Annotated in this window: 19 protein-coding genes and 1 tRNA gene; 4 read left to right on the forward strand and 16 right to left on the reverse strand. The window is 57.0% G+C overall.

Annotation, left to right across the window (positions count from 1 at the left end):
- The first annotated feature begins 36 nt into the window (after positions 1-36).
- On the forward strand, positions 37-1089 hold the full coding sequence (locus AC061P_RS07040) for a glycosyltransferase (RefSeq protein ID WP_480390779.1): 1053 nt from the start codon (positions 37-39) through the stop codon (positions 1087-1089).
- Positions 1090-1099: 10 nt separating this feature from the next.
- Here the strand turns inward: AC061P_RS07040 and uvrB are convergent, their stop codons facing one another.
- Both uvrB and coaE read right to left on the reverse strand, forming a co-directional pair.
- Positions 1100-3172, reverse strand: a complete 2073-nt coding sequence (gene uvrB, locus AC061P_RS07045) for an excinuclease ABC subunit UvrB (protein WP_449646694.1) — start codon at positions 3170-3172, stop codon at positions 1100-1102.
- Between the two features lie 34 nt (positions 3173-3206).
- The gene (gene coaE, locus AC061P_RS07050) at positions 3207-3824 is read right to left on the reverse strand and encodes a dephospho-CoA kinase (protein ID WP_480390780.1); all 618 of its coding nucleotides are present in this window, start codon (positions 3822-3824) and stop codon (positions 3207-3209) included.
- A 39-nt stretch (positions 3825-3863) separates the two neighbouring features.
- Here coaE and AC061P_RS07055 point away from each other — a divergent pair, with 39 nt between their 5' ends.
- Positions 3864-4454, forward strand: a complete 591-nt coding sequence (locus tag AC061P_RS07055) for a DUF4126 domain-containing protein (RefSeq protein ID WP_480390781.1) — start codon at positions 3864-3866, stop codon at positions 4452-4454.
- 163 nt (positions 4455-4617) lie between these two features.
- On the opposite strand, the gene rpsA is transcribed toward AC061P_RS07055, so the two are convergent.
- From rpsA to polA, 4 genes are all read right to left on the reverse strand, one after another.
- Positions 4618-6084, reverse strand: a complete 1467-nt coding sequence (rpsA, locus tag AC061P_RS07060) for a 30S ribosomal protein S1 (protein ID WP_449646697.1) — start codon at positions 6082-6084, stop codon at positions 4618-4620.
- Positions 6085-6307: 223 nt separating this feature from the next.
- Entirely contained in the window at positions 6308-8026 is a 1719-nt protein-coding gene (locus AC061P_RS07065; RefSeq protein ID WP_480390782.1) for a DUF885 domain-containing protein, read from the reverse strand.
- A gap of 34 nt (positions 8027-8060) precedes the next feature.
- Positions 8061-8327, reverse strand: coding sequence for an HPr family phosphocarrier protein (locus AC061P_RS07070; RefSeq protein WP_449646699.1), 267 nt, complete (start codon positions 8325-8327; stop codon positions 8061-8063).
- A 46-nt stretch (positions 8328-8373) separates the two neighbouring features.
- Complete coding sequence (gene polA / locus AC061P_RS07075) at positions 8374-11040, reverse strand: DNA polymerase I (RefSeq protein WP_480390783.1); 2667 nt, start codon at positions 11038-11040, stop codon at positions 8374-8376.
- A gap of 59 nt (positions 11041-11099) precedes the next feature.
- On the opposite strand from polA, the gene AC061P_RS07080 reads away from it, so the two are divergent.
- Entirely contained in the window at positions 11100-11531 is a 432-nt protein-coding gene (locus AC061P_RS07080; RefSeq protein ID WP_449646701.1) for a PaaI family thioesterase, read from the forward strand.
- A 59-nt stretch (positions 11532-11590) separates the two neighbouring features.
- On the opposite strand, the gene AC061P_RS07085 is transcribed toward AC061P_RS07080, so the two are convergent.
- The gene (locus AC061P_RS07085) at positions 11591-12196 is read right to left on the reverse strand and encodes an ANTAR domain-containing response regulator (protein WP_009772227.1); all 606 of its coding nucleotides are present in this window, start codon (positions 12194-12196) and stop codon (positions 11591-11593) included.
- Between the two features lie 39 nt (positions 12197-12235).
- On the opposite strand from AC061P_RS07085, the gene AC061P_RS07090 reads away from it, so the two are divergent.
- Positions 12236-12318: transfer RNA gene (locus tag AC061P_RS07090), tRNA-Leu, on the forward strand.
- A gap of 151 nt (positions 12319-12469) precedes the next feature.
- Here AC061P_RS07090 and pyk read toward each other — a convergent pair.
- The 9 genes from pyk to AC061P_RS07135 all read right to left on the reverse strand — a co-directional run bounded on the left by pyk (position 12470) and on the right by AC061P_RS07135 (position 24829).
- Positions 12470-13915, reverse strand: coding sequence for a pyruvate kinase (pyk, locus tag AC061P_RS07095; protein WP_480390784.1), 1446 nt, complete (start codon positions 13913-13915; stop codon positions 12470-12472).
- A gap of 60 nt (positions 13916-13975) precedes the next feature.
- On the reverse strand, positions 13976-15433 hold the full coding sequence (locus AC061P_RS07100) for a glutamate synthase subunit beta (protein ID WP_480390785.1): 1458 nt from the start codon (positions 15431-15433) through the stop codon (positions 13976-13978).
- A complete protein-coding gene (gene gltB, locus AC061P_RS07105) occupies positions 15426-20000 on the reverse strand; it encodes a glutamate synthase large subunit (RefSeq protein ID WP_480390786.1) in 4575 nt (1524 codons plus the stop codon). Before gltB ends, AC061P_RS07100 begins: the two co-directional genes overlap by 8 nt.
- A gap of 105 nt (positions 20001-20105) precedes the next feature.
- The gene (gene lgt, locus AC061P_RS07110) at positions 20106-21155 is read right to left on the reverse strand and encodes a prolipoprotein diacylglyceryl transferase (protein ID WP_480392169.1); all 1050 of its coding nucleotides are present in this window, start codon (positions 21153-21155) and stop codon (positions 20106-20108) included.
- Between the two features lie 33 nt (positions 21156-21188).
- Entirely contained in the window at positions 21189-21971 is a 783-nt protein-coding gene (gene trpA / locus AC061P_RS07115) for a tryptophan synthase subunit alpha (protein ID WP_480390787.1), read from the reverse strand.
- Positions 21971-23203 (reverse strand): tryptophan synthase subunit beta, encoded by a 1233-nt coding sequence (gene trpB, locus AC061P_RS07120; RefSeq protein WP_480390788.1) that lies wholly within the window; start codon positions 23201-23203, stop codon positions 21971-21973. The genes trpA and trpB overlap by 1 nt, the downstream gene beginning before the upstream one ends.
- Positions 23203-23973: an indole-3-glycerol phosphate synthase TrpC gene (gene trpC / locus AC061P_RS07125; protein ID WP_480390789.1), complete on the reverse strand. Its 771-nt coding sequence runs from the start codon at positions 23971-23973 to the stop codon at positions 23203-23205. The genes trpB and trpC overlap by 1 nt, the downstream gene beginning before the upstream one ends.
- 1 nt (position 23974) lies before the next feature.
- Complete coding sequence (locus tag AC061P_RS07130) at positions 23975-24205, reverse strand: DUF6704 family protein (protein WP_449646708.1); 231 nt, start codon at positions 24203-24205, stop codon at positions 23975-23977.
- Between the two features lie 60 nt (positions 24206-24265).
- Entirely contained in the window at positions 24266-24829 is a 564-nt protein-coding gene (locus tag AC061P_RS07135; protein WP_480390790.1) for a Trp biosynthesis-associated membrane protein, read from the reverse strand.
- Position 24830 lies beyond the last annotated feature (1 nt).

Genomic DNA, 24830 nt, shown 5'->3' on the forward strand with positions numbered 1-24830 from the left:
CCTGAACGTTTGCCTTGTGAGGGCGATAATGAACATATGCACATCGCGCACGTGGCCAGTTTCTATTCAGTTCCGGCGCTCTCCCCCTCAAGCGCGGTGCGTTCACGCGGAATCGCGTACCGCGCGGCTGGGCACGAATTTTCCGTAATTGTGCCTGGAATTGTCGCGTCCGTAAAATGGACCGAGTACGGCACCGTCGTCACGGTTCCCGCACGTGGACCCGCAATTCGTCGTGGATTTGTGAGGGTTCCCCTTGCGATCCGCCGTGCGCTTGATCGGCTAGTTCCCGACCGCCTTGAGGTTGCCGATCGCCTGAGTTTTCGCCAACTGGGAACCTGGGCGCGGAACAACCATGTACCGGCAATACTTCTCGCCGACGATGTGCAAGCCAAGTGGTCCACCGACGCAGCGCTCACGAACTATGAGCGAGTTGTGTGTGGCAGCGAGTCGACGACACTTCCCTCCGCGTACCTCGACGCCAGTAGGGTCTTGACGGTTGAGCCCGGGGTGGATCTGGAGATTTTCACTCCGTTGCGCCACAACTCCGCTCTCCGCGACACGAGCGGTGCCGATGTGATTGTGGTGTGTGCCGCGCCGCTCACCACCGGCGGCGCTGTAGCAGTCGCTATAGAAGCTATCCGTGCCATTACTACCCAAGGGATCGATGCGCATCTAGTGGTCGTGGGTGACGGTCCGCTGCGCAATCGACTCGAGCGGAGCGCCTCTGGGCTGCCAGTGCAATTCTTGAGTGCCGACGACCTCTCCCTAGCAGAACGCGCCGAGGTCTTTGCCACCGCAGACTTCGCGTTCGTCACGGTTGGCGGCACCATCGGTCATGGAATCACGCTTGAGTCCCTCGCGTCTGGCACCCCGGTAATCGTGAGCGCGCAGATCCAGGGCCACATTGATTTTCGGGATGGCGGTGGCCTCAGCACTGCCGCGGATCCTGCGCACATGGCACAAGCAACCCTGGAGCTTCGCGCCGAACCAGTGGAGAGGCGTAGGCGTGCTGCACGCGAGACCGCACTACCTTTTGATGCGATGCCACTCGCCCGCGCCATGATTGACCTTCACGAATCGCTGGGCTAAGCAATGAAAGTTAACGCAAGTGACCAGCCTGCTCCATCTGGCGTAGTTCTTTCTTGAGATCCTGAACTTCGTCACGCAATCGCGCAGCAAGTTCGAATTTCAATTCGGATGCCGCTTGCAACATCTGTTCATTGAGCTCGGAAATGATCTGCTCAAGGTCGTTTCCACCGCTCGCTGCGATTCCCTCACGTGAAAGATTGGGTGTAGGTGCCCTCTTTTTACCATCACGATTGCGGGTGGAAAGAAGCTCGGCGGTGTCGGCGCCCTCGCGGAGGAGAGCATCAGTGATATCGGCGATCTTCTTGCGAAGCGGTTGCGGGTCGATGCCGTGTTCGGTGTTGTATGCGACTTGCTTTTCGCGACGACGATCAGTTTCTTCGATGGCGAACTGCATGGACCGGGTGATGACATCCGCGTACATGTGGACCTCACCGGAGACGTTTCGTGCTGCTCGTCCGATGGTCTGGATGAGAGACGTCGATGAACGAAGGAATCCTTCTTTATCGGCGTCGAGAATCGCGACGAGAGAGACTTCGGGAAGATCGAGCCCCTCCCTGAGCAGATTGATACCGACGAGCACGTCGTAGACCCCCTGCCGCAGTTCAGTGAGCAACTCGACGCGACGAAGGGTGTCAACGTCGGCGTGCAGGTATCGCACCCGAACGCCGTGCTCTGACAGGAACTCTGTGAGCTCTTCCGCCATTTTCTTGGTCAGCGTGGTGACCAAGATCCGCTCGTTCTTCTCGACCCTCGTGGTGATCTGTTCGAGGAGATCGTCTATCTGGCCCTTCGATGGTTTAACCACAATTTGGGGATCAACCAGTCCGGTCGGTCGGATGACCTGCTCAACGATTGAGTCGGTAATTCCTAGCTCGTATTTTCCGGGGGTGGCCGAGAGGTAAATCTTTTGACCAACGCGTTCTAGGAACTCTTCCCAGCGAAGTGGACGGTTGTCGAGCGCACTCGGTAACCGAAATCCGTGCTCAACGAGGGTGCGCTTTCGGGAAGCGTCGCCCTCGTACATCGCGCCAATTTGGGGCACCGTTACATGAGACTCATCAATTACGACCAAGAAGTCTTCGGGAAAATAGTCAAGGAGACAGCTCGGTGGCTCGCCAGGCTGGCGTCCATCCATGTGCAGGGAGTAATTCTCGATGCCGTTGCAGAAACCGATTTGCTCCATCATCTCGATGTCATACGTTGTGCGCATCCGCAACCGTTGTGCCTCGAGCAACTTGCCTTGGCGTTCGAGGACTGCCAGTCGATCGGCGAGCTCCGCTTGAATCGACACGATCGCTGTCTTAATCGTTTCTGGGCTCGCCGCGTAGTGCGTTCCGGGGAAAACAGAAACGGCATCCATCTTTTTGACAATTTCGCCGGTCAGCGGGTGCAGAGAGTAAAGAGCTTCAATCTCGTCGCCAAACATCTCCACGCGAATCGCCAGCTCTTCATACACCGGAATGATCTCGATGGTGTCGCCACGAACGCGAAAGTTGCCCCGCGAGAAGTCATAGTCGTTGCGCTGGTATTGCATGCTCACAAACTTGCGAATGAGCGTCTCACGATCAATACGCATTCCCACCTGAAGAGCAATCATTGCCTCGAGGTAGGACTCTGCCGCCCCCAAGCCGTAGATGCTTGACACCGTGGAAACCACGACGGTGTCGCGGCGACTGAGTAAGGAGTTTGTCGTGGAGTGTCGTAGCCGTTCGACCTCGGCATTGATCGACGAATCTTTCTCGATGAACGTATCCGTTTGCGGGATATAGGCCTCAGGCTGGTAGTAGTCGTAGTACGACACGAAGTACTCGACAGCATTGTTGGGCATCAGGTCACGGAACTCATTAGCGAGCTGGGCTGCCAGTGTTTTGTTGTGCGACATGATGAGAGTCGGACGCTGAACCTGCTCGATAAGCCACGCTGTCGTTGCCGACTTTCCGGTACCCGTCGCGCCAAGCAACACCACGTCAGTCTCTCCGGCGTTGATCCGCTGCGCGAGTTGCCGAATGGCCTCTGGCTGATCGCCAGACGGTGAGTACTCGCTGATCACCTCAAATGGACGCACTGAGCGGGTAGGTTGCATTACTCAAGTCTAAGCATGCGCACTGACAACTTGATTAGAGAGATGCCTGCAGCTGCGCGACGATGCGGGACCACACTTGGTCGGCTTGATGCTCGGTATCGTCAAGCGAACCATTTGTCTCAATAACGAAGTCGGCAACGGCGCGACGATCTTGGGATGTGGCCTGGGATTGCACACGACCCCGAGCCTCGCTCTGAGACATCCCCCGATGCTCGATTAGTCGTTGAATCCGCACTTCAGGTTCAGCTTCAACCGTGACAACAAGCTCAAAGCGGTCGAGAGACTGTGCAGACTCCACTAGCAATGGGATGTCGTAGACGATCATCGCATCGGGATTCAGCCGAGCAGCATCGTCAAAATGACGTTGCGCAAGTCGCCCGATCGCGGGATGAGTGATGGCGTTGAGGTCTTCCCGAGCCTGACTGTCTCGAAAGATTATGCTGCCGAGCGCTGCACGGTTCAGCGACCCGTCCTCCGAAAGCACGCCGGGGCCGAATCGATGAGCAATCACGTCAAAAACCGGCGAGCCGGGCTCGACCACTTCGCGAGCCAGAGCATCCGCATCCACTACGACCGCACCGTGCTGTTTCCAACGCTGTGCAACTGTGGACTTACCTGACGCAATGCCACCGGTGAGCGCTAATAAGTGCATTCTCTAATGCTAGCCTCAGCGTGTTGAAAGGAACTCCGGATGCTTGAGGTGCTTACCGGTAGCGGTCTGGCTGTAGCGGCCGGACTCAATGCCTACATCCCGCTGCTAATTTTGGGGCTCGCAGGGCGAGTCTTTGATTTCGTTGAGTTGCCGGGCGCGTGGACTTGGCTCGAAAATCCTTGGGTCTTGGTGATTCTCGGTGTGCTTCTTGTCGTCGAAATCGTGGCGGACAAAATCCCCGTCGTGGATTCCGTCAACGACTGGATCCAAAGTGTCATACGCCCCGCCGCGGGAGGGATCGCCTTCGGCACTGGAGCTGCATCCGAAACGGCCGTTGTCACCGATCCCGCCGCGTTCTTCAGTTCCCATGCTTGGGTTCCCGTTGCGGTTGGTGTCCTCCTCGCGTTCGGAACGCACGCCACGAAGATGCTAGCGCGCCCCGCCCTCAACGCTGCTAGCGCCGGCACTGCTGCGCCCGTAGTGAGCGCTGCCGAAGATCTCAGCAGCGTGCTGCTGAGCTTCATGGCACTACTCGTGCCGGTGATCGGCCTTGTTGCCCTAATCGCCCTGATTGTTCTCGTCATTATTCGGATTCGTCGATCACGACGCGCACGGCTAACCCGCCAGTAGCGGACCTCAGCCAGTTGCTCCCCTCGCACCAGCTTGTGATCGAGGACCTCGCACCCTCGCTGCCGGCGTTGGCAAGCGAGCTCTCGTCCGCTGGATGCTTCTCCCATTAACGGACTGTGGCCAGCCTCCCGAAGGAGACTGGCCACAGAAATTCAACTAGAGACTAGTTGTTGCTCGAAAGCTTTTCGCGCAGAGCGGCGAGAGTCTCGTCGTCTGCAAGAGTTCCTGAACCAGCAGCGGATGCCGCCTCGTCGTTCGAGAACGAGGACGATCCAGCAGGTGCACTGCTGATCGACTCTTCCTGAATGGCGGCTGCAGCAACCTGCTTCTTGTGCTGTTCCCAACGCTCCTGAGCGGCAGCATAGTCCTGCTCCCACTTCTCGCGCTGTGACTCGAAGCCGTCTTTCCACTCGTTGGTCTCGGGGTCGAAACCATCGGGGTACTTGTAGTTGCCCTGGTCGTCGTACTCCGTGAGCATTCCGTAGAGTGCCGGGTCGAACTCGGTACCTTCTGGGTCAACGCCCTCGTTAGCCTGCTTGAGACTAAGCGAGATGCGACGGCGCTCGAGGTCGATGTCGATGACCTTGACGAATACTTCGTCGCCAACCGAAACAACCTGCTCGGCGAGCTCAACGTGCTTGCCGGAGAGCTCGGAGATGTGAACGAGACCCTCGATGCCGTCTGCGACGCGAACGAACGCACCGAACGGAACGAGCTTGGTGACCTTACCCGGTGCAACCTGTCCGATTGCGTGGGTGCGGGCGAATACCTGCCACGGGTCTTCCTGCGTTGCCTTGAGCGACAGCGAAACGCGCTCGCGCTCGAGGTCAACCTCAAGAATCTCGACGGTAACTTCCTGGCCAACTTCAACAACTTCTGAAGCGTGCTCAATGTGCTTCCAGGAGAGCTCAGAAACGTGGACGAGTCCGTCTACGCCGCCGAGATCAACGAACGCACCGAAGTTGACGATCGAGGAAACGACACCCTTGCGAACCTGGCCCTTGGCCAAGTTGTTGAGGAACGAAGTGCGGCTAGCCGACTGAGTCTCTTCGAGAAGGGCACGACGCGACAGAACAACGTTGTTGCGGTTCTTGTCGAGTTCGAGGATCTTCGCTTCGATCTCCTGGCCGAGGTACGGCGTGAGGTCGCGAACGCGGCGAAGCTCGATGAGCGATGCGGGGAGGAATCCACGAAGACCGATGTCAACGATGAGTCCACCCTTGACGACCTCAATGACAGAACCGGTGACAACGCCATCCGATTCCTTGATGAGTTCGACGTCGCCCCATGCACGCTCGTACTGTGCGCGCTTCTTCGACAGGATGAGACGGCCTTCTTTGTCTTCTTTCTGAAGAACAAGAGCCTCAACGGTGTCGCCAACGTTGACAACCTCGGTGGGGTCAACGTCGTGCTTGATGGAAAGTTCACGGGAGGGGATTACACCCTCGGTCTTGTAACCGACGTCGAGGAGAACCTCGTCACGATCGATTTTGACGACGGTACCTTCGATAAGGTCACCATCGTTGAAGAACTTCAGAGTCTTTTCGACCGCGGCGAGAAAATCTTCAGCAGATCCAATGTCATTGATGGCGACCTGCTTGGGTGCCTTGTCGGTCGTTGCGATTGTCATGTAGTAGTAGCTCCGGTATGGGTTGCGCTTCGAAAAGCGCACAATTGGGCCAACGGCAATAAGTAATTTTGTGATCGCCGCAGGCAGACGAATAAGAAGTCGCAATTGCGACACTCCAGCCTAGCGCCTCAGGTGAGGGAAAACCAACCAGCCGACCCCAGTGTTTCTCTTTAGTTGGGGAAAACTGCGCCTTCACGGCACGGATATGAAATCAGCATCCTCGCTAGGGCTTTTCATAGTGGGCGAGTACTGCGGTTCGCAGAGTGTCAAGCCCTACTCCCCCGACGTTGAGTGCTCGGCGATGGAAGGCGCGCAAATCGAAGGACTCGCCTTCGCGCGCTTTGCACTCGTCTCGCAGCTCTTCCCAGATTCGCTGTCCTACTTTGTAGGACGGGGCTTGGCCCGGCCAGCCAAAGTAACGGTTCACTTCAAACCGAACATTAGCGGGATCGAGCGTGACATTCTTCGTCATGAAGTCAAGAGCGTAGTCCCAGTCCCAGACTCCGGTCCCGTCGAGTTTGGGCTTGCCCAGATGTACACCGATGTCGAGAACAACCCGCGCTGCACGCATCCGCTGGCCGTCGAGCATGCCGAAGCGATTCGCTGGATCATCAAGAAAACCAAGCTCGCTCATAAACCGTTCAGCGTAGAGAGCCCACCCCTCGGCGTGACCCGAAGTGCCAGACAGCTGTCGACGGTAGGTATTCAACTGATTGCGGTTGTATACGGCCTGAGCGATCTGAAGATGATGGCCGGGCACGCCCTCGTGGTAAACGGTTGTCGCTTCTCGCCACGTAGTGAATTCGGTCACCGACTCTGGCACTGACCACCACATGCGGCCGGGGCGCGAGAAGTCGTCGCTTGGCCCGGTGTAGTAGATGATTCCGTCGTGTGTTGGAGCGATCATGCACTCAAGCGCTCGCATGGGCTCTGCAATATCGAAATGTGTGCCGGCCAAGGCATTCACGGCCTCATCGCTCAGGTTCTGCATCCACTCGCGGAGCGCCTCGGTGCCATGGAGAGTCCGCGCAGGATCTGAATCGAGATGAGCAATCGCTTCCGCGACTGTAGCCCCTGGCTTGATTTCACGGGCGATTTCTTCTTGCTCACGAGTCATGCGAGCGAGTTCTTCAATTCCCCACTCATAGGTTTCGTCGAGATCGATCTTGGAACCAAGGAAGCTCTGGGACTGGAGGGTATAAAGCTCCCGGCCGAAGGCGTCTTGCATCGAAGCTCGTGGAGCTAGTTCAGTGCGGAGAAACTCTTCGAGTTTGAGGTAACTTTTGGCCGCTTCCGACGCACCGTCGTTTAGAGCACTTTCTAGAGCTGCATCGCCTGCTGCAACTGGCTGAGCCGCCGCGATAAAGCTATCGAAGAATCCACCCGGTGCTGAGATTTGTTTCGCCTGAGCGATAACTTCAGCAACTTGACGCTGGGCCGGAACGACCGCCTGATCAATGCCGTGGCGGAGGGTGGCAATGTAGCCATCGATCGCGGCGGGAATGTTGTGAAGTCGGTCTGCAATAACCGACCAATCGTCTCCGGACGCAGTGGGCATGAGATCGAGTACGCCACGGATGTCTTGAGCTGGGCTTGCCAGATTATTGAGATCGCGCATCCACAAGCTCGCAGCATCAGAGTCGAGTTCAAGCTGCAGCGTCGACACCATATCGGACTTGGTAACGAGATCCACGTGGTCAACAACAGCCTCATTCTTGAGACGCTCTAGGACATCGCGAGTAGCTTCAACAATCTCAGAGTGCCCTTCTGGTGAATAGTCGGCATACCCAGAATGCGCACCCGGCGATCCGATCCAGGTACCGATTGCTGGGTTGAGTCTTGTCAAAGTCTCAACCCACTCTTCGGCGATCGCGTCGATCGGCGTGGACTCACGCGATGCACCGGAATCCTCGTTGCTTGGCTGAAGCTTCGATTCTGACATCTTTGTCTGGCTCCTTTTTTAGCGGATCTTGTTGCTAGTCGTCTAGTTCGCTAGCAAGCAGCCGAGCTAACGACTCAAGCGCGGCTTCTGCGCCGTCATCATCGGATGTCAACGTCACAGAATGACCGAACTCGATCCCCAGCGATAGCACGCTGAGAATGCTCGCCGCGTTGACAGTCTTGCCTGTCGAGTCGGTGAGCATCACTGTCACTCCACAGGTACTTACCGCTTGAGCAAATAGAGATGCTGGGCGAGCGTGAAGCCCCACCTTTGATCCGATGGTTGCGGTTCTGCTTGTCATCTCTGCTCCTCGCTGCGGCTAGTGTTCGCCGTAATTCTTGAAAACCCTAATGAGCTGCCGAATCCCAGTTGTGTCCCGTACCAATTTGAACGTCTAGCGGGACAGAGAGGTTCGCAGCACCCGACATCCGCTCATGAACGATAGTAGTCATTTGCTCAAGCTCTCCCCCAGCGATTTCAAAGACCAATTCATCGTGAACTTGGAGAAGCATCCGCGATTTAAGTTCGCCCTCACGAATATCGGCATCGATCTGCAACATCGCAATTTTGAGGATATCGGCGGCCGATCCCTGAATGGGTGAGTTCAATGCTTGGCGCTCCGCGTTGTCACGCAAAACACGATTCTTCGAATTAAGGTCGCCAAAGGGTCGCCGGCGACCGAATATCGTTGTGGTGTAGCCGTCGACTCGCGCCTGCTCGACAACATTGCGCAAGTAGTCCCGCACAGCACCGAACCGCGCAAAGTAGTCCGTCATTAGTGCCTTGGCTTCGCTCGTCTCAATACGTAATTGCTTACTGAGGCCGAAAGCACTGAGTCCGTAAGCCAAGCCGTAGGACATCGCTTTCACCTTGGTTCGCATTTCCGACGTGACATCGGCCGGCTCGACTCCAAAGATTCTGGATCCGACAAGACGATGCAAATCTTCGCCATCGTTGAAAGCCTGAATGAGCCCTTCATCTCCAGAAAGATGGGCCATGATGCGCATTTCAATCTGCGAATAATCGGCGGTCAATAGAGTGTCGAATCCAGCGCCAGCTTCGAAAGCTGATCGAATCTGCCGCCCTGTCGCTGTTTTGATGGGAACGTTCTGCAGATTGGGTTCATTAGACGCAATGCGACCGGTGCTTGACCCTGCTTGCTCGTACGTTGTGTGTACGCGACCCGACTCATCAATCGCTTTCTCAATACCGGTGATGATTTGAGCCAGCTTTGTGGCATCCCTGTGCTTGAGCAATAGATCGAGGAACGGATGCGGAGCTTGCTCTTGCAGGTCAGCAAGGCTAGCGGCATCCGTGGAATAGCCGGTCTTGTTTGCGCGCGTCTTTGGCATCTCCAGCTGAGTGAACAGCACCTCTTGAAGCTGCTTCGGACTACCTAAATTAATCTCGCGCCCAATTACCTCGAAGGCATTGCGAGCGACTTCTGCTGCTGTTTCAGACAGTGAAGTACTGAGATCGTTGAGCAATTGCCGATTCACGGCAATGCCCGAACGCTCCATTCGAGCAAATACAGGAACAAGCGGCATCTCGATCTCGGTCAGAACACCGAGCGAACCTTCGTCTAGTCGACCGGCAAGATATTCCGCGACGCGAATAACATACCAAGACAGCGTCGCGGCGCTCAGCGCCTCTGTTTCGGGTACAAGCTGATTGGGGTCGCTTTGTTCGATCGTTTCGCCTAGGTAGTTGTACACCTGGGCCTCGAGCTCTTCAGGTTTTCCGCTTGGCTTGAGCACCCATGCAGCAAGCATCGTATCGAAGGCAATCCCGGCGATCTCGACACCGTTAGCCAAGGCGACCTTGAGCTGCGCTTTGGCGGAATGCATGAACTTCGGAGCGTCGCTGGCTAACCACTCGGTGAGCGCTGCGTAGTCGAGTCGGTCTGCTGCCCAGGGCACAAAAGCAGTTTCGGTTGCGGTTGCTAGCCCGAGGCCGGTCACCTTGCCGTCAACGGTTGTCAGTGTGAGGCCGAGAGGCTTTGTGCCTTGAGCGCTGTTCGTAGCAATCCACTTAGCAAGTTCTTCATCAACCATCGTGCGCACAACGGGAACAGTGGTTGCTGTTTCGAGGGCTGTCGACGAGGCGGGTTCATCGCCGCGTTCCGCTGCCGCAATCTTGAGCACGCGTTGAAGCAGAGTTTTGAACTGGAGTCGATCAAAAACTTCCTGAACTGCTGCTTCGTCGATGGGGCGTCGGTCGAGATCGCCGACGGTAACCGGCAATTCGACATCAGTAAGAAGGTGGTTGAGCTTGCGGTTGCGAACCGCGCGATCCATCTGATCCCGCAAATTTTGCCCAACCACGCCCTTAATTTCTTCGGCATGAGCTAGCACTTCGTCAAGCGATCCGTAGAGATTGATCCACTTGACCGCGGTCTTCTCCCCCACTTTGTCAACGCCGATGAGGTTGTCACTGGTCTCGCCAACCAAAGCTGCGACATCCGGATATTGGTGGGGTTCCACGCCGTAGCGTTCGAAAACAGCATCGCGGTCGTACCGCTTCAACTCGGAAACGCCACGAGCATTTGGATACAGCAAAGTGACGTCATCGTTGACCATTTGAATTGCATCACGGTCGCCAGAAACAACAAGTACCCGGTAGCCATTGTCGGAACCCTCATGGGCGAGCGTGGCGAGGATGTCGTCTGCTTCGTAATCTTCTTTGCTGAGAGTTTGGACACCCATGGCCTTGAGAGCCTCCTCCAGCAGCGGAATTTGCCCCACGAACTCGACAGGCGTTTCGCCACGCGTCCCTTTGTATTCGGGGTACTCCCGCGTGCGGAAGGAATAGCGGGAAATATCGAACGCCACGGCGAGATGCGTGGGTTTCTCATTCTGCAAGAGAGAGATCAGCATCGACAAGAAGCCGTGAATGGCATTGGTATGTTGACCCTCCCTGTTCTGGAAACTATCGACAGGGAGCGCATAAAACGCTCGGAAGGCCAACGAGTGGCCGTCAATGATCATGAGGGTAGGCTTTTGATTATCCGACACGCAGCCAGCCTAGCCGCGCCTGCCGACAGCCGGAACGACTTAGCTTGAAGGGCCCCTCTGTGAAGTATCCCGATGACCTCGATCCTGAACTCGTCGCACGACTTATTGAATCAGGAGGCGGAGCACTCACCCAGAAGATGGGGATCGAGTTTCTAGAGTTGGGAGCCGAACGCTCGGTTGCAACTATGCCCGTTGAGGGCAACACCCAGGTGATCGGTATTTTGCACGGCGGCGCTCACGTTGTGCTCGGTGAGTCACTTGGCTCAATATCTTCTGCGATTCATGCCGGCCCCGGTCGAGTCGCCATGGGCATCGAAGTGAACGCGACCCACACCCGAGCAGTGCGCGAAGGAATAGTCACCGCGACGTGTACCGCGATCGCTCTGAGCCGCACACTGGCCACTCACGAAATCGTGATCCGTGACGAACAGGAACGTCGACTCTCGACGGTTCGCATCACGAACATCCTGAAGGATCGCCACACCCCATAGCGCGGTGCAGGCCCCAAGATCAGCGCGGGCCTCATGGCGGCGCCATAACGCGCCAGAAACTACTTCTTGGCGCTGAGCTGGTCGATGATGGCCTGCGACACATCGTGCATCGTCAAGCGACGATCCATAGATGCCTTCTGAATCCAACGGAATGCATCAGGTTCGCTCAGCCCCATTTTTTCATTCAGCAGGCCCTTGGCGCGATCAACGAGTTTGCGAGTTTCGAAACGCTCGACGAGGTCACTGACTTCCGCTTCGAGAGTAATGATCTGCGCATAGCGACTAAGCGCAATCTCAATCGCTGGCAGCAGATCGCTCGGAGTGAACGGCTTGACGACATAGGCAAGCGCACCAGCCTCTGAAGCACGCTCTACGAGCTCCTTCTGGCTGAAGGCGGTAAGCAGCACGACCGGGGCGATGTGGTTGGCGCTCAGGCGTTCAGCGGCTGAGATGCCGTCGAGCTGAGGCATCTTAACATCCATGATGACCAGATCGGGGCGCAACTCTGTGGCCAAGGCCACGGCGGTCTCGCCGTCACCGGCTTCACCGACAACCTCATAGCCGGCGTCACGGAGAATTTCTACGATGTCCATGCGGATGAGAGACTCATCTTCGGCAACGACGACGCGGCGAGGAGCAGTGGGATTGGTGTTTTGGTCAGTCACAAGTGCAAGCCTACGGTATTCTATTCAGCGTTGTAGTCAGCCGAATTGGCGGAATGGTAGACGCGGAGCACTCAAAATGCTTTGTTCGAAAGGACGTGTGGGTTCGAGTCCCACATTCGGCACAATATTTACAGAATGAGACCGAGATCAGAACCCCTGATCTCGGTCTTATTCGTTAACGCGCCATCCGCTATCGCATTGTTCGTTAACGGCGCGTGCCGGCGAGAACCGTTGGGTCCTCGCCGGCACGCTGGCGACAATTATCTGAGTGAACTAGTTGTTCGCCCAGACTGGCGCCTTGGCATTAATTGCGTCACCGATGATGTGCACGCGAAGGTCATTTGTCGATCCCGCGATTCCGGGAGGGGAACCGGAAATAACGACTACCTTGTCCCCAATCTCAGCGAGCTTCTGATCAAGCAGAACTTGATCAACTTGGCGGTACATTTCATCCGTGTGGGTAACACGGTCGACAATAAATGATTCGATTCCCCAGATCAGCGACATGCGGCGTTGAATCTCAGGGTTCGGCGTGAAGGCCTTCATGGGAATGCGGAACCTCAGTCGTGACATCCGACGTGCAGAGTCACCAGATTCGGTGAAGACACAGACATATTTTGCTTCAACGAACGCGGCAACATCGGCTGCTGCAAGTGTGATTGCACCGCCCTGTGTCTTCGGCTTCGTGCCCAGCTCAGCAATACGGTCGAGACCGTGTTCTTCTGTTGAAGCAACAATCTTTGCCATGGTCTGAACCGTGATCACGGGGTACTCCCCCACGCTGGTTTCGCCGCTGAGCATGACGGCGTCAGCACCGTCCAAAATCGCATTGGCGACGTCGGACGTTTCCGCGCGCGTCGGTACGGGGCTAGAAATCATGGACTCAAGCATTTGGGTCGCAACAATGACCGGCTTAGCCATCCGGCGAGCCAACTCGACCGTACGCTTCTGAACAATCGGAACCGCCTCGAGAGGAAGTTCAACGCCAAGGTCGCCACGCGCAACCATGATGGCGTCGAAGGCGTCAATGATTGCCTCAAGGTGATCGACAGCCTGTGGCTTCTCAATCTTGGCGATGACAGGAACCCGACGGCCCTCTTCGTCCATAATCTCGTGAACCCGAACGATGTCTTCAGCATTGCGAACGAACGACAACGCGATCAGGTCAGCGCCAAGCTTGAGACCCCAGCGAAGGTCATCTTCGTCCTTTTCCGACAGAGCAGGAACGTTGACTGCAACACCAGGCAAATTGATGCCCTTGTTGTTCGATACGGCGCCAGCAACGATGACTTCGGTGGTCACGACAGTATCCGTCGCGCTCACAACCTTGACCTTGACCTTGCCATCATCGATGAGCAGGAAGTCACCAGGGGCCACATCCTGAGGCAATCCCTTGAAAGTAGTCCCGCAAATTTCGCGGTTACCGACGATATCGTCGATCGTGATCTTGAAAATGTCACCGACCGCGAGGTCATAGGGTCCATCTTCGAACTTGGCAAGACGAATCTTAGGGCCCTGAAGGTCAACCATCACTGCAACTGGCTTGCCAGCGTCCTCGGCGGCACGACGCACATTCGCGTATACCTCTTCGTGGACAGCGTAGTTTCCATGGCTGAGGTTCATGCGAGCAACATCGACACCTGCATCGATGATTGCCCTGATGTTCTCGTAGCTCGACGTAGCCGGGCCGAGCGTCGCGACGATTTTTGCGCGTCTCATAACTTCCTTTGACAATTCAGTGGTGGTGAATGGGTGGTGGTACTAGTGGTGGTGATACAGCTACACGGTCATCCCGCGATCGCTGGGCAAAACAGGGAACGGCAATTGCGTGTCCCCTTCAAGGTACCGATCTACAGCGGATGCCGCAGCCCGCCCCTCGGCAATAGCCCACACGATCAATGACTGACCGCGGCCAGCATCCCCAACGACGTAAACGCCGGGAGTGTCGCTCTGGTAGTCAGCGTCGCGCGTCAGGTTGCCACGATCATCTGAACCGATTGGCAGTTGCTTGTTGAGCAAGTCTGTCTCGGGACCAGTAAATCCGAGCGCGAGCAGCACGAGATCGGCCGGAATTTCGCGTTCGGTCCCCGCCTTCGGCACTCTGCGGCCATCAATGAATTCGGTCTCGGCAACCTTGATTGCACGCACTTCGCCGACAGAGTTGGTCACGAACTCAACGGTCGATGCCAAGTAGAGTCGCTCGCCGCCCTCCTCGTGGGCACTGGACACCTCGAAGAGTGTGGGGGTCAGGGGCCACGGCTGGTGTTCTGGGCGCTCTGCCGGAGGTTGGACTCCAATGGCAAGGTTCGTCACGGAGAGCGCTCCTTGGCGATGTGCCGTGCCGATGCAGTCCGCTCCGGTGTCTCCGCCGCCCAAAACCACGACGTGCTTGCCTTCAGCAGTGATTTGTTCGCTCACGGAGTCGCCGGCAACAACCTTGTTCGACTGAACGAGGTATTCCATGGCGTAGTGCACACCGAGAGAGTCGCGGCCGGGCACCGGCAAGTTGCGCGGCACCGTAGCGCCGGTAGCAACAACGACGGCATCGTAACGCGACCGCAGATCGTTCCACGAGATGTCGACACCAATGTTTACTCCAGCGCGAAAACGAGTTCCCTCAGCCTGCATCTGGGCAAGACGCAACTCAATGTGGCGCTTTTCCATCTTGAAGTCGGGGATGCCGTAGCGAAGCAATCCACCGATGCGGTCCTCACGCTCGAACACCGCAACCGTATGACCAGCGCGCGTTAGTTGCTGAGCGGCAGCCAAACCAGCGGGACCTGATCCAACAACGGCAACCGTCTTGCCCGTCAGCCGACCAGGAGGGTGTGGGGTGACATTGCCATCGGCAAATGCCTGATCAATGATCGAAACTTCAATCTGTTTGATCGTTACGGCTGGTTGGTTGATACCCAAAACACACGAACTCTCGCACGGTGCAGGACACAGCCGCCCGGTGAACTCGGGGAAGTTGTTCGTCGCGTGCAGCCGCTCAATTGCTTCGGCGCTCTCTCCCCGACGCATCAGGTCGTTCCACTCAGGAATTAAATTGCCAAGCGGGCATCCCTGATGACAGAACGGAATACCGCAGTCCATACAACGGCCAGCTTGACGAGCCAATTGACCCGACTCTTGCTGTTCGTACACTTCTTTGAAATCCATCAGTCGAAGACTGACGGGGCGTCGCTTGGGAAGCTCACGCTCTTGTACCTTGAGGAATCCCTTGGGATCAGCCACCGGTAACCTCCTTGATTCGCGCCCAAGTAACGTCCCCATCGGGGTCGAGTCCTTCGGCCAATGCGGTTGCTCGAGTTTCGATTACTGCCGCATAATCGCGCGGAGTCACCTTCGTAAACTGGGCAGCCGTAGCATCCATATCGGCGAGCATTTTTTCGGCAACAACCGACCCTGTTTCTGCACGATGAAGTTCGAGCAGATCTTTCAGAATTTCTACATCAGCGCTGCCGAGTTCGCTCAAGCCCAGTTCGCCGGAGCTCAAAGACTCGGCGTTAACGCGTTCTTCACGCAATTGGTGAATGTACGCGGTGCCACCAGACATCCCCGCACCGAGGTTCCTCCCTGTCGTGCCGAGAATGAGTACGAGACCGCCGGTCATGTACTCAAGAGCGTGGTCACCAACGCCTTCCGCTACCGCAGTCGCTCCGGAGTTGCGAACCATAAAGCGCTCGCCCACTTTTCCACGAATGAAGATGCTGCCGCTCGTGGCGCCATAACCAATAACGTTTCCCGCGATCACATTTGTCTCGGCGGGGAAAACACTCGCCAGATCAGGCCGGACAACGACCGAACCTCCGGACAGTCCCTTGCCGACATAGTCGTTGCTGTCACCGTACAGCTTCAACGAAATACCTGCAGGAACGAAGGCACCAAGTGATTGGCCCGCTGAACCATGCAGCGTGATGGTGATCGTGTCAGTCGGCAGACCGTGCTCGCCATGACGACGCGTAACCTCATGACCGAGCATCGTGCCCACTGCGCGATCAGTATTGCGCACAGGAAGATCGATAGAAACAGAGCTTTTGTTCTCCAATGCCGCGCGGCTGAGTTCAATAAGCTGCTGGTCGAAGTGCTCATCGAGTTCGTGATCTTGAGCCACCGACTGAGTGCGAGGCTCATCGTCAGCGAATACCGGTCCCTCAAATACTGGAGTCAGATCTAGGCCATCAGTCTTCCAGTGTGAGATTGCCCGGTTCATGTCAAGCAGTTCGCTGTGGCCGATCGCTTCTTCCAGCGTGCGGAATCCCAGCTGCGCCAAGTATTCACGGACCTCTTGAGCCAAGAACTCAAAGAAGTTGACGATGAACTCCGGCTTGCCCGTAAAGCGTTCACGCAACTCGGGATTCTGAGTCGCGACACCGACAGGACACGTATCGAGGTGACAAACCCGCATCAGGATGCACCCAGACACCACAAGGGGCGCCGTCGCGAACCCGTACTCTTCTGCACCGAGAAGCGCACCGATGATCACGTCACGGCCCGTCTTCATCTGACCATCAACCTGAACCGTAACGCGGTCACGCATTCCGTTGAGCATGAGCGTCTGCTGGGTTTCGGCCAAACCGATTTCCCACGGCGTGCCAGCATGCTTGAGCGAATTCAGGGGGCTAGCGCCCGTTCCGCCATCATGGCCAGATACCAACACAACATCCGCTTTTGCCTTCGTGACGCCGGCCGCAACTGCTCCGATGCCTTTCTGGCTCACCAGTTTGACGTGTACTCGAGCCGACGGGTTCGACCGCTTGAGGTCGAAGATCAATTGCTTGAGGTCTTCGATCGAGTAGATGTCGTGGTGCGGCGGCGGCGAAATCAATCCGACTCCGGGTGTGCCGTGGCGCGTCCGTGCGATCCACGGATACACCTTGCTCGCCGGCAGCTGACCGCCCTCACCAGGCTTTGCTCCCTGAGCCATCTTGATTTGGATGTCGTCTGCATGGGTCAAGTACATGCTCGTCACGCCAAAACGGCCAGAAGCAACCTGTTTGATTGCACTCCGACGAGAGGGGTCGAGAAGTCGTTCGACGTCTTCGCCACCTTCGCCAGTGTTCGAACGCGCTCCGAGTTGATTCATGGCGATAGCCAGTGTTTCGTGAGCCTCTTTGCTAATCGAGCCGTAGCTCATTGCGCCGGTGCTGAAACGCTTGACAATGCTCGCTACCGACTCGACCTCGTCGATCGGTACAGCCTCGCGACCCTCAGTCTTGAAGGCGAAGAGTCCACGCAAGGTCATCAAGTTTTCCGCTTGCTCATCTACTTGCGAGGTGTACTCACGGAAGATGTCGTAGCGACGCGTGCGAGTCGAGTGCTGGAGCTTGAAAACAGTCTCCGGGTTGAACAGATGCGGTGGACCCTCACGGCGCCACTGATATTCTCCACCGGTGTTGAGACGTTCGTGAACCGTTGGCGCACGGTCCTCGGGATAAGCAGCAGTGTGACGTGCAGCATTTTCCCGAGCGATGGCATCGAGACCCACGCCACCCAAGATGCTCTTGGTGCCAGTGAAATACTGATCGACGAACGCCTGAGAAAGACCGACAGCTTCGAAGGCCTGAGCTCCCGCATAGGAGCTCACTACCGAGATGCCCATCTTGGACATGATCTTCAACACGCCTTTGCCAAGCGCGGTGATCAGATTACGAACTGCCTTCTCGGCGCTCACATCAGTGATCGTGCCATTACGAACGAGCTCTTCAGCGGTTTCCATCGCCAGATACGGGTTAATTGCTGACGCGCCGTAGCCCACGAGAAGAGCGACATGATGAACCTCGCGCACATCGCCAGCTTCCACCATCAGCCCAACCTTCATGCGGTCATGCTGGCGAATCAAGTGATGGTGCACCGTAGCGACCATGAGCAGCGATGGAATCGGTGCGAGGTCCTTATTCGAGTCTCGGTCGGAGAGCACGATGAACTCTGCGCCATCGGCAATAGCCGTATCGGCCTCGGCGCACATCGCCGCCAACCGCGCTTCCATCGCTGATGGTCCAGCATCAACTCGATAGAGACCCTTAATGGTCGTCGCGAGGCGGGAGCCGGGATGCGGTTCGATGTGCTGAATCTTGGCCAACTCATCATTGTCGATTACCGGGAACGGCAGAGCAACCTGTTTGGCATGCTCAGGGGTCGCCGCTAGCAAGTTACGTTGCGGGCCAACCCCGAGACGCATCGACGTAACAACCGACTCACGAATCGAGTCGAGTGGTGGGTTCGTCACCTGCGCAAACTGCTGAGTGAAGTAGTCGAAAAGTAGTCGTGGGCGCTCCGAAAGTACCGCAATGGGCGTATCGGATCCCATAGCACCGAGCGGCTCTGCTCCCAACCGTGACATCGGTTCGATAAGAATGCGTACTTCTTCTTCGGTGTACCCGAAGGTGCGTTGACGACGAGTAACTGACGCCGGGGTATGCACGATGTGCTCGCGCTCCGGCAGCTCTTCGAGGGCAATTCGACCGCTCTCAAGCCACTCAGCCCACGGTTGCGATGCCGCAAGCTCTGCCTTGATCTCGTCATCCTCGATCAAGCGACCGGCCTGAGTGTCGACCAAGAACATCTTGCCGGGACGCAAGCGACCCTTGCGAACAACCTTGGTGGGATCGACGTCAAATACCCCGATCTCACTGGCGAGTACGACGAGTCCATCGTCGGTCACAAGGTAGCGTCCGGGACGAAGTCCGTTGCGGTCGAGCGTTGCGCCTACCAGCGAACCGTCAGTGAAGACGAGTGCTGCTGGGCCGTCCCAGGGCTCCATCAACATCGAGTGATATTCGTAGAACGCGCGACGGCGAGGATCTGCATCAACCTGGTTCTCGTACGCCTCGGGAACCATCATCATCATTGCGTGTGGGAGTGGGCGACCCGCAAGGTTCAACAACTCGACGACCTCATCGAAGGACGCTGAGTCGCTTGCACCGGAAGTATTGACCGGCAGGATGTCGTTAATATCTCCGAAAACCGCAGATTCGAGCTGCGATTGCCGTGCACGCATCCAGTTACGGTTGCCCTGCACAGTGTTGATCTCGCCATTGTGAGCGACCATGCGGAATGGCTGCGCCAAAGGCCACGAAGGGAAAGTGTTCGTTGAGTAGCGCGAGTGCACGAGCGCGAGCTTTGACGCGAAACGCACATCGGAAAGGTCAGGATAGAAAGGCTCGAGCTGGAGCGTCGTCACCATGCCCTTGTAGGTGATCGTTCGACAGGAAAGTGAGGGGAAGTACGCGTGCAGATCACGTTCTGCACGCTTACGGAGACGATACGTCTGGCGGTCGAGATGAATGCCGCGCAGCGTTCCTTTCAAGTCGACACGTTTGGACTGCAAAAAGAGCTGCTCAATAGCCGGCATTGCTCCGCGGGCGAGACTGCCGAGCTCATCGGGCTGGATCGGCACATCGCGCCACCCCAATACCGTGAGATCTTCCTCGGCAGCAAGCTTCTCGATGCCAGCTTTAACATCGTGACGGGCGGCGCTATCGAGCGGAAGGAAAACATTGCCAACGGCGTAACGGCCGTTGCTCGGCAGCTCAAAATCGACGACCTCTCGAAAGAAATCATCGGGAATCTGAGTCATGATGCCCGCGCCGTCGCCGGTTCCGGCATCGGAACCGACCGCGCCGCGATGTTCTAGGTTACGAAGCGCCTCAAGCGCCGTCGTAATAATGTCGTGCCCAGGGGTGCCGCGAAGCGTCGCCACCATGGCGAGACCACAAGCATCTTTCTCATTGGATGGGTCGTACATCCCTGCTGCTGCTGGGATCGAACCAAAGCGTTCAAAGGGTGGGGTAACAGCCATGCCGTACCGTCCTCACGTTATTACTGGTGCGGAGAGGGACTTCAGTGGCCCAGAGAAAATTCAGCGCCCGATAGGGGCCTGAGGGGTATCGCCGCTTGTGGCGGACTATTTCGAAGCAGTGACAGGAGCGGACTCCTCGGCATCGTTGACGACTATGTCATGCTCAGAATACGTTTCATCGGAGTTTACAACACCATCGGCGGTCCACACGTGACCATCGACGTAGGCGCTCTTTTCGACACCAACGTGACGACGTGACTGCACAACGAAGAGAATAATGCCGAGGGCCACCGTGAAGATTGCGCCCCACACGTTAACTCTGAGTCCGAGATAAACCTCGCTGGGATCGATGCGAATCGACTCGAACCAGACACGGCCGACGCCATACCAAATCATGTACAGCGCCCACACCTTGCCCCACTGGAGGCGAATTGGGCCTGTAGCCGTGAAGACGGGGAGGGTGAGTCCAAGAACATGCTTCTTTACGAAACCGTATTGACGCTCCATTGTGAGCAAGAAGACGATGCCGACAACATTCCAGATCATTTCGTACAAAAAAGTCGGGTGGAACAGGGTATCAACGGGCAATCCTGCAGGGATTGCTGAATTTCCCGCCTCGATCTCGAGACCCCAAGGCAAATCAGTAGGCTGGCCGAAGAGCTCATGGTTGAAATAGTTGCCGAGACGACCAATAGCCTGAGCCAAGAGAATCGCAGGAGCGAGAGCATCCGCAAAGCTCCAGAACCGTATTCCGGTCATTCGCGCGCCAATATAGGCACCGACGGCTCCACCGATCAGCGACCCGAAAATCGCATTTCCGCCATTCCAGATACGGATGACTTCCCAGGGATCCGCGCCGTCATAGAAGTAATCGCCAGGGTGAGTCAACACGTGATACGCGCGCGCACCAACCAAACCGAGAGGCACAGCCCAAATGATGATGTCGAGAACAATCCCGGGTTCAGCACCACGATTAGTGAGCCGACGTGAAGTCAACCAGGTAGCCGCAATGATTCCCAGCAGAATGCAGATCGCGTAACTGTGGATCACGATCGCCTGGTTGGGATTGACGCCCAGACCGCTCAACCATTGGCCGAACGGAATTGTCGCGAGCGTCGACCATGAATCGGGCGGGCTCGGAATACTGAGGGGCACTAATGACAAGAGGGTCACCTTTCTGGACTGCGACTAAGCAAGCGTACCGGTCGAAAGCGACGCTGCCGTCTGTGCTACGGCGCTCACCCCGCCATTGGCCAAAGCGCTGACGAATACTGAGCCGACAATTGCACCATCCGCGTAGCTGAGCACCTCACGCACTTGATCAGCGGTCGAAATCCCCAGTCCAACGCACGCGCTCGTGGAACCCGCGTTTCGCAAGCGCGCAACCAGAGTTTTCGCTGCGGTATCGACATCAGAACGGGCGCCCGTAATTCCCATCGTGGAGACCGCATAGACGAATCCAGTGCTTGCCTCAACAGCGCGAACTAACCGGGCATCGCTGGACGACGGGGCTGCGAGGAAGACTCGGTCAAGACCGGTGCGGTCTGATGCCGCAATCCATTCTGCGGCCTCATCGCTAACAAGGTCAGGCGTAATGATGCCCGCTCCCCCAGAAGCCTTGAGTTCGTCTGCGAACCGATCGACCCCAAATTGCATGATCGGGTTCCAGTAGCTCATCAAGAGCACCGGTGCCGACACTCGCGACGTGATCTCCGCCACGGCATCAAACCCGTCTTGAAGCCGGAAACCATTAGCGAGAGCCTGCTGGGTCGCTTTCTGAATTGCGGGGCCGTCCATCACCGGGTCGGAGTATGGCAAGCCAAGTTCAATGACGTCGACACCATTCTCGGCGAGAGCAACGGCAGCCTCAATACTGTCGGCGATAGTCGGGAAACCGACAGGAAGGTATCCGATTAACGCACCTGAGCGATCACGATTCGCCTGGGCAATGGTGTCTTCTACGGTGCTCATTACTTTTCCTCCGCGCGGGAAGTAGCAGCCGAAGCCGCTTCCGCATCAATGAGGTCGAAGTATTCTGCAGCAGTTTCCATATCTTTGTCACCGCGGCCGCTGAGGTTCACCAAGATCACGGAGTCTGGCCCGAGTTCCTTGCCCAAGTTGATGGCCCCAGCCAACGCATGTGCAGACTCAATGGCGGGGATGATACCTTCGGTTCTGCTCAACAAGCGCAGAGCATCCATCGCCTCAGCATCGGTGATGGGCAAGTAGTCTGCCCGCCCGATATCTTTCAGCCACGAGTGTTCAGGGCCAACACCCGGATAGTCGAGGCCGGCAGAAATCGAGTGTGATTCAACGGTCTGGCCATCAGCGTCCTGGAGCATGTAGCTACGTGCACCGTGGAGGACCCCAGGGCGGCCTCGTGTGAGGGTCGCCGCATGACGTTCGGTGAGGTGCCCTTCTCCTGCCGCCTCGTAGCCATAAAGCGCTACGCCGGCATCATCGAGAAAGGCGTGGAAAATCCCCATAGCGTTGCTGCCACCGCCGACACACGCTACAACCGCGGTAGGAAGGGCGCCGGTGAGTTTCACAACTTGCTCGCGAGCTTCGTCGCCGATCACCTTGTGGAAATCCCGCACCATGACAGGGAATGGATGCGGACCAGCGACAGTCCCCAAGAGGTAGTGGGTGTCTTCGACGTTGGCAACCCAGTCGCGAAGTGCCTCGTTGATCGCATCTTTGAGGGTGCGCGAGCCCGCTGTCACGGGAATGACTTCTGCACCAAGCAAACGCATGCGCGCAACGTTCAGTGCTTGGCGTTCTGTATCCACTTCGCCCATGTAGACAACGCACGACATGCCAAACAGCGCTGCCGCTGTTGCGGTCGCTACGCCGTGTTGCCCCGCACCGGTCTCTGCGATGAGGCGAGTTTTACCTAGTCGACGAGCGAGCAGTGCTTGCCCGAGCACGTTGTTGATTTTGTGAGAACCGGTGTGATTCAAGTCCTCACGCTTGAGGATGATTCGAGCACCACCCGCGTGCTCCGCGAATCGCGGAACCTCGGTAATAATGGATGGCCGCCCGGTGTAACTAGCGTGCAACTCCGCAAGCTCCGCTTGAAACGAGGAATCGTTCTTCGCCTCGTTATAGGCAGCGTCGAGCTCATCAAGAGCGGCGATCAAGGATTCGGGGACAAAGCGCCCGCCGAACTCTCCGAAATACGGTCCTAGTTCATCTCTCAGCATTAGCAGTCCAAAAATTCTTGCAGGGTGGCAATGGGATCACCGGTAACGAGGGCTTCGCCCACGAGAACGACGTCAGCGCCTGCCTTGCGGTAGTGGGCGACATCAGCCGCAGACTTCACGGCAGATTCGGCAATGCGGATAACTCCGCTAGGAATCTGATCGGCAAGCTCGCCGAACAGGTTCTGATCGAGTTCGAAAGTGCTCAGGTTTCGTGCGTTGACGCCGACCAAGCTGGCCCCAACGTCCAAGGCCCGCGAAACCTCGTCAGCAGAATGCGTTTCGACCAACGGCGTCATGCCCAATGAGACGATCAAGTTGTAAAGGTGCTCGAGAGTCTTCTGGTCTAGAGCAGCAACAATGAGGAGCACGAGGTCAGCACCAGCAGCGCGAGCCTCAAACACTTGGTAAGGCTCGGCGATAAAGTCCTTGCGCAAGACCGGAAGTCGCACAACAGCTCTAACCGTCGTGAGGTCCTCAAGGGAACCTCCGAATCGACGCTGCTCGGTGAGCACACTAATCGCACTGGCGCCGCCGGTTTGATAGGACAACGCTAGCGATGCCGGATCGCTGATTTCCGCTAACGCACCGCGAGATGGACTAGACCGTTTGATCTCAGCGATGATGTGCACACGTTCGCGCGGCGACAGAGCCTCAAGGGCATCCAGAGCCGGAAAAGCATCTGCAGCAGCACGCTCTACCTGAGCGAGACTGACAGCCTCACGACGAACGGCGGCATCTTCGAGCGCGCCGTCGACTAAATCGGAGAGCACTCTAGTTGTGGGGCTCGACGGTGAGCTTGTCGCCACCGACGCCGTAACCGAGTTTGCGCAGAATCTGGCCAACGATCAGGCCGACAACGACGAGCCCTGCCGAGGCAAACACGAGCCACGGCACATTGAACCAGAATGCGAGCGTTCCGATTGTGAACGCGACCAACATGATGACGACGGCAGTCCATGCCGCTGGAGAGTTTCCGTGGCCGGGGTCAGTATCAGTACTCATCAGGCTCCATTCTTTGCTGATCCTAAATTCTAGCGGGAGTAAGGCTCGTGGTTGTGCCACTCAGCTCGCAGTTGGGTCGATTCCCCGACTCTGAGCGTCCCATTGAGATGCTGGATCGTCGGCAACGACTGCTGTCGCACGATCGTATTTCTTAGTGGGTGCAGGCCAACGGTGGGCCGAAATCGTCGCGAACAAACCCACAACGACAATGAGCCCGCCAGCCACTATCGCCGGTATCGGCCAGCCGCTGACACTGACAGTGTCGACTAAAGACCGAAGCGACTCATCGCCACTGATTCCGGTGGCATCCGTGATGAGTGCACTAGAGGAATGAAGCGGATCGGCGATTGCTGACTGGCTCACGGCCACAATGATTGCACCAACACCGGCGGCAAGAACTCCCAGCACGCGCCGCACGATCACGGAAGAAAGACTGAGTGCCGCAACCAGCGCAAAGATCGATAGCGCCAGAGCTGCCAGCGAACCGGCAGCATCACTTCCGAGCACGTCAACTCTTGAGCCTTCATTCAGCGCGATCGTAAACCACTGTTGAGTCCAGGAGAGCATCACGGTCGCGCCCAAAATTACGAGAGCAGCGAGCACGATCGATCTGGAGCGTCTCACG

The organism is Rhodoglobus sp. G.S.4, from assembly GCF_056619605.1.

Excerpts from the sequence above, each read along its gene's own strand:
- rpsA (WP_449646697.1), bottom strand. The coding sequence starts at position 6,084 with ATGACAATCGCAACGACCGACAAGGCACCCAAGCAGGTCGCCATCAAT.
- AC061P_RS07070 (WP_449646699.1), bottom strand. The coding sequence starts at position 8,327 with ATGACAAGCAGAACCGCAACCATCGGATCAAAGGTGGGGCTTCACGCT.
- trpA (WP_480390787.1), bottom strand. The coding sequence starts at position 21,971 with ATGAGCACCGTAGAAGACACCATTGCCCAGGCGAATCGTGATCGCTCA.
- AC061P_RS07065 (WP_480390782.1), bottom strand. The coding sequence starts at position 8,026 with ATGTCAGAATCGAAGCTTCAGCCAAGCAACGAGGATTCCGGTGCATCG.
- AC061P_RS07055 (WP_480390781.1), top strand. The coding sequence starts at position 3,864 with ATGCTTGAGGTGCTTACCGGTAGCGGTCTGGCTGTAGCGGCCGGACTC.
- AC061P_RS07040 (WP_480390779.1), top strand. The coding sequence starts at position 37 with ATGCACATCGCGCACGTGGCCAGTTTCTATTCAGTTCCGGCGCTCTCC.
- trpB (WP_480390788.1), bottom strand. The coding sequence starts at position 23,203 with ATGCTGAGAGATGAACTAGGACCGTATTTCGGAGAGTTCGGCGGGCGC.
- gltB (WP_480390786.1), bottom strand. The coding sequence starts at position 20,000 with ATGGCTGTTACCCCACCCTTTGAACGCTTTGGTTCGATCCCAGCAGCA.
- pyk (WP_480390784.1), bottom strand. The coding sequence starts at position 13,915 with ATGAGACGCGCAAAAATCGTCGCGACGCTCGGCCCGGCTACGTCGAGC.
- AC061P_RS07130 (WP_449646708.1), bottom strand. The coding sequence starts at position 24,205 with ATGAGTACTGATACTGACCCCGGCCACGGAAACTCTCCAGCGGCATGG.
- uvrB (WP_449646694.1), bottom strand. The coding sequence starts at position 3,172 with ATGCAACCTACCCGCTCAGTGCGTCCATTTGAGGTGATCAGCGAGTAC.
- coaE (WP_480390780.1), bottom strand. The coding sequence starts at position 3,824 with ATGCACTTATTAGCGCTCACCGGTGGCATTGCGTCAGGTAAGTCCACA.